General features: G+C 74.1%; 4 protein-coding genes. 2 read left to right on the top strand and 2 right to left on the bottom strand.

The genetic code is table 11. The features are described 5' to 3' along the window. Positions 1–115 precede the first annotated feature (115 nt). The gene (locus tag AB0E88_RS35665; protein ID WP_361639383.1) at positions 116–823 is read right to left on the bottom strand and encodes a chaplin; all 708 of its coding nucleotides are present in this window, start codon (positions 821–823) and stop codon (positions 116–118) included. Positions 824–1,153: 330 nt separating this feature from the next. Between AB0E88_RS35665 and AB0E88_RS35660 the strand changes: the two genes are divergently transcribed. Then, positions 1,154–2,752: an alpha/beta hydrolase gene (locus AB0E88_RS35660; RefSeq protein WP_361639380.1), complete on the top strand. Its 1,599-nt coding sequence runs from the start codon at positions 1,154–1,156 to the stop codon at positions 2,750–2,752. 34 nt (positions 2,753–2,786) lie between these two features. Here AB0E88_RS35660 and AB0E88_RS35655 read toward each other — a convergent pair whose 3' ends face one another. Next, positions 2,787–3,566 carry an alpha/beta fold hydrolase gene (locus AB0E88_RS35655; RefSeq protein ID WP_361639377.1) on the bottom strand — a complete coding sequence of 260 codons (780 nt, stop codon included), beginning with the start codon at positions 3,564–3,566 and terminating at the stop codon, positions 2,787–2,789. 148 nt (positions 3,567–3,714) lie between these two features. Here AB0E88_RS35655 and AB0E88_RS35650 point away from each other — a divergent pair, with 148 nt between their 5' ends. Continuing rightward, a complete protein-coding gene (locus AB0E88_RS35650; RefSeq protein WP_361639374.1) occupies positions 3,715–4,809 on the top strand; it encodes a chemotaxis protein in 1,095 nt (364 codons plus the stop codon). Positions 4,810–4,935: the final 126 nt, after the last annotated feature.

Here is a 4,935-nt window from a genome sequence, read left to right as displayed (position 1 = left end):
CCGACCGCGTCCGTCGTGAGGGACGCGGTCGCGGCCGCAGGGCTCTGCCACGGGGACAGCGTCGCCGGCCATGGCCGCCGCTGCTCGGAAGCGGCGGCCACTGGGGGGGCGGGGATCAGCGTCCGGTCTGCGGGCGGAAGCGTCGGTAGAGGGCGGCGCCGCCGAGTACGAGGGCCGCGCTGCCGATGGCGGCCGGCAGGTCCCCCTCCGCGCCGGTGTGGGCGAGGGAGCCGACGGCCTGCTGCTGCGGCACGTGCGGCGCGGGGTGCCGCTTCGGGGGCGCGGCCGGACGGGGCGTGGGCCGGGCGGGACCGGGAGCCGGGTGGCCGCCGGAGTGGTTGACGGACGTGTTGCCAGTGGCCGGGTTGCCGATACCGACGACGTTCACGCTGTTGCCGGTGACGTTCACCGGCAGGTCGACGGGGAGCTGGATGCCGTTGCCGGACAGCACCCCCGGCGAGTCGGACGTGACGCCGTCGGCTCGCGCGCCGCCGGAGGCCCCGGAGCGCGTGGCACCCGGGGCGGTACCGCCCGAGCGGGCGTGACCGGAGCCGCCGGCGCCCGGTGCGGAGGAGCCGCCGTCGGAGGTGTTCGCGCAGCGGTTGCCCGCCGCCGGGTTCAGCACACCGGCCACGCTCACGGTGTTCCCGCACACGTTCACGGGGACGTGCACCGGGAGCTGGACGGTGTTGCCGGAGATCAGCCCGGGTGAGCCGGCGGCCGTGCCGTCCGCCGCGGAGTCGGCGTACGCGGCCCCCGTCAGGGCCATCGCGCCCGAGGCGGCGGCGACGGCGATCAGACCCTTTCGGGTAACCCGTTTCATAGGTTCCCTGCCTTCCAGACATGGACGCGGGCACTCGCCCGCACCGACTGGAACGCGGCCCGGCGGCCCGGGTTATGGGCGTATCGGACGTTGATTGTTTCTTCACCCCATCGAGCGGCATGTTTGTCGAACAAGCGGTAAAGACGCACGGGCCGTGACATCCCGGGCGCTCCCCGGTCACCCCGGCGCGGGCCGCCGCGCGGATCCGCACGCGCACGGGCGGGGCGCGGGCGGACGGCGAGGGTACGGACGAGCGGGGTGTGCGCGGCCCGCTTATGGTGAGCGAGGGCGCCGCTTCCGGTCCGCGACGGGGCGCCCTGGGAGGCAAGGATGCTGTCCGAGCGGTCGACGCGGTCCGCGGCGATACGCCGCTGCGTGCTCTCCGGAGCCCTCGGGTTCGCCCTGCTGGGTGCCGGGGTGCCCGCGGCGTACGCCGGTTCCGGGCCCGACCTGAGCCGGTTCTACGACCAGGAGATCACCTGGGGCCGGTGCCAGGGCGACGGGATGCCCAGGGATCTGCAGTGCGGGAAGATCACCGTCCCGCTCGACTACGCGCACCCCCGGGCGGGCAAGCTCGACCTGGCGCTGGCCCGTTACCGTGCGACGGGTCACCGGCGCGGCTCGGTGGTGCTCAACTTCGGCGGGCCGGGCGGTGCGGGTGTGCCCCAGCTCGCGGAAGGCGGCAAGGACTTCATGGGGCTGACGAACGGCTACGACGTGGTGACGTTCGATCCCCGCGGCGTCGGCCGCTCCTCACCGGTCAGCTGCGGCGAGGGGGAGGACGACGCGTTCGCCGCGGCCGGGGCCCCGGACGAACTGGCCGACCCGCGGGCCGCGCTGGAGCAGCTGCGCCAGGCCGCCGCGGCCTGCGCCCGGCACTCGGGCCCGGTGCTGCGGCACATCGGCACGGTCGACGCGGCCCGCGATCTCGACGTGCTGCGCGCGGCGCTCGGCGACGGCAAGCTCAACTACCTCGGCTTCTCCTACGGCACCCGGCTCGGCGCGGTCTACGCGGCCGAGTTCCCGGGCAAGGTGGGCCGGGTGGTGCTGGACGGCGTGGACACGCTCACCGAGCCCCTCGCCGAGCAGGGCATCGCGGGGGCGCAGGGGCAGCAGGTCGCGCTCGACGACTTCGTCGACTGGTGTGTGCAGGACATCGCGTGCCCGCTCGGACAGGACGCGCGCTCGGCTCGCGAGCAGGTCGTGAAGCTGGTCCACTCGATGGACCGGGACCCCGTGCCGAGCAACGGTCTCGGCAAGCCGTTCTCCGGCCAGGACCTGGTCGGCGCGATCGGGCAGGGGCTGTACAGCAAGGAGTTGTGGCCCTCGCTGGAGCGGGCGCTGGCCGAGCTGGTCCAGGACGGCGACACCAGCGGCGTGATGGGCTTCGCGTCCGGCGGCTTCGCACCGCCGGTGCCCGTGGTGCGCCGCGATCCGGGCGATCGTCCGGGCGGCGGGCTGACGGACGCCGAGGACGTCCCGCTGGACAACCCTCCGGCGGCCCTGATGGCGATCAACTGCGCCGACGATCCCGACCGCCCCTCCGCCGACCGGATCACCGCGGACCTGGGCCGGCTGCGTGCCGCCTACGAGCAGGCCTCACCCGTCTTCGGCCGGTTCCGCCTGACGCAGGTGCTGATGTGCTACGGCCGTCCCCCGGGCACCGACTTCGTCCGCGAGAAGGTCAAGGACCTGCACACGGCGAAGATCCTGCTGGTGGGCACGCGCGGCGACCCGGCGACGCCGTACCGCTGGACGCAGGAGACAGCCGAGCGCCTCGGGTCCTCCGCGGTGGTCCTGGACAACCGCGGTGACGGCCACACGGGGTACGGATCGTCCAAGTGCGTGCACCGCAAGGTCGACGACTTCCTGCTGTACGGATCGCTGCCGGTGAGCGGCAGCTCGTGCGGGCCGGACGAGGAGGACTGACGCCGCGGGACCTCCGCGCGGCTCACCGCCGCCCTCAGGCGGCCTGGCCGGTGAGGAACCGGTCGATCGCCCGGGTCAGTTCCCGCGGCTTCTCCAGCGGCAGTTCGTGTCCGGCGTCGATCAGCCGGACCACGGCGTCCGGGTAGGCGGTGGCCATGCGCAGCATCTGCGCGAGCGGCAGCTGGACGTCACGGGTGCCGTGGACGAGCAGGGTGGGGGTGCGGATCTCGCCGACGCGGTCGAGGACGTCGAAGGCCCGCATGGCGCCGTAGAGGGTCATGACGACCTCGCGCGGGACGGCGGCGGACGCCGCGATGTACCGGCGGATCTCCTCGCGCGGGTACCCGGGCGCGAAGGCGCGCCGGATGTTGGCGGCGATGAAGAGGCGGTACGGCACGCGCGTGGACGCCGCCATCAGCAGGCCCCGGGCCCGGCTGTACGTCATGCGGCCGATGGTGCCCACGAGTACGAGCCGCTCGACGCGCGCGGGGTGGGACAGGGCGATGGTCTGCGCGATCATCCCGCCCATGGAGTGACCGGCCAGGACGCACCGCTCGACCTGGAGGTGGTCGAGCAGCGCGAGGACGTCGTCGGCCAGCGCCGCGACGGTGCGCACGCCCGCGCCGCTGCTCTCGCCGTGTCCGCGCAGGTCGAGCCGGATCACCCGGCGCCGCCGCGCGAAGTGGTCGAGCTGGTGGTCCCAGCGGTGCCGGTCGGCGGTCCACCCGTGCACGAACACCAGGGGTGCCGCGCCGTCGCGGGGGCCCTCGTCGTCGTAGGTCAGTGTCGCGCCGTCGACCTCGAGCTGCGGCATGGGCGTCTCCTGGGAGCGGTGGGTTACTCGCGGGTAGCGTAGCCGTCCGCAGGGCGCGCGTCACCGGCGTGGAGCCCGGAAGATCCCCGCCGCACCAGCCATCGTTACCCCAAATGCCCGATACGTGAATCGGCCCTATGGTGCTGTCATGGAGCATGCACTGAGCCCTGCAACCCTCGCCGAACTGCGCCGGCCGCGGCCCTATCCGGCGGTGTCCGTGCTGACGCCGACGCACCGCCGCGAACCCGACAACTCCCAGGACCGGGTCCGGCTGCGCAACGTCGTGGCCGAGGCCAAGCGCCGGCTCGAGGCCGATCCGGCCGTCAGCCGGGAGCGGCGCGCCGATGTCGCGCGCGAACTCGACCGGGCCCTGGCGGAGGTGGACCTCGCCCACGCCGAGGACGGGCTGGTGATCTTCGCCGCCCCCGGTGAGCACCAGGTGTGGTCGCTGGCCCGCTCCGTGCCGGAGCGGGTGGTGCTGTCGGACACCTTCCTGACCCGCAACCTGGTCTCCGCCCAGGCGGCCGACCGGCCGTTCTGGGTGCTGTCGGTCTCCGCCGACCGCGTCGCGCTGTGGAGCGGCGGCCACGACCGGGTGGCCGAGGAGCACACCGGCGGCTTCCCCCGGATCCGCAGCCGGGACAACTTCGACGCCGAGCGTCAGGAACCCATCGGCGATCTGCCGAGCACGTTCCGCGACGAGGGCACCCGCCAGTTCCTGCGCGAGGCCGACACGGCGATGACGGAGGTGCTGCGCCAGGACTCCCGCCCGGTCTACGTCACCGGCGACCAGGCCGCCCTGTCCCTGTTCGACGACGTCGGCACGGTCGCCAAGTGCGCGGTGCACATACGCCACGGCGGACTCACCCACGCCTCCCCCGAGGCGGTGTGGCAGGCCGTGCGGCCCGTCGTGGCCGAACAGCAGCGCAGGACGGCCGACACCGTCGCCGAGGAACTCGAAGCGGCCCGCGGACGGCGTGCGTTCGCGGCGGGGCTCGACGAGATCTGGCGCAGCGCCCGCGAGGCCCGGGTGCGGCTGCTGGCCGTCGAGGAGAACTACCAGGTGACGGTCCGCGACGTCGGGGACCATCTGGAACCCGCCGCGGGCGGTGAGCTCGACGCCCGGGAGGACATCGTCGACGAGATCGTCGAGCAGTGCCTGGAGACCGGCGCGGACGTCCGCTTCGTCCCCGACGGCTCGCTGGGCGACGCGGAGGGCATGGCGGGCGTGCTGCGGTTCTGACGCCAGCGGGGAGTGTGCCGCGCGGCCTTGACGGCCGTGACACCCTGGGTCGCGTGCGCCGCCGGGCTCATGGCGTCCGGCTTGGCCAAGGTGATGGCGACGCCGTCGACCTTCTGGTCGATGGCG

Origin of the sequence: Streptomyces sp. NPDC028635 (assembly GCF_040637635.1) — a bacterium.
GTDB lineage: Bacteria > Actinomycetota > Actinomycetes > Streptomycetales > Streptomycetaceae > Streptomyces.
This window is presented reverse-complemented; position numbering and strand designations above follow the sequence as displayed.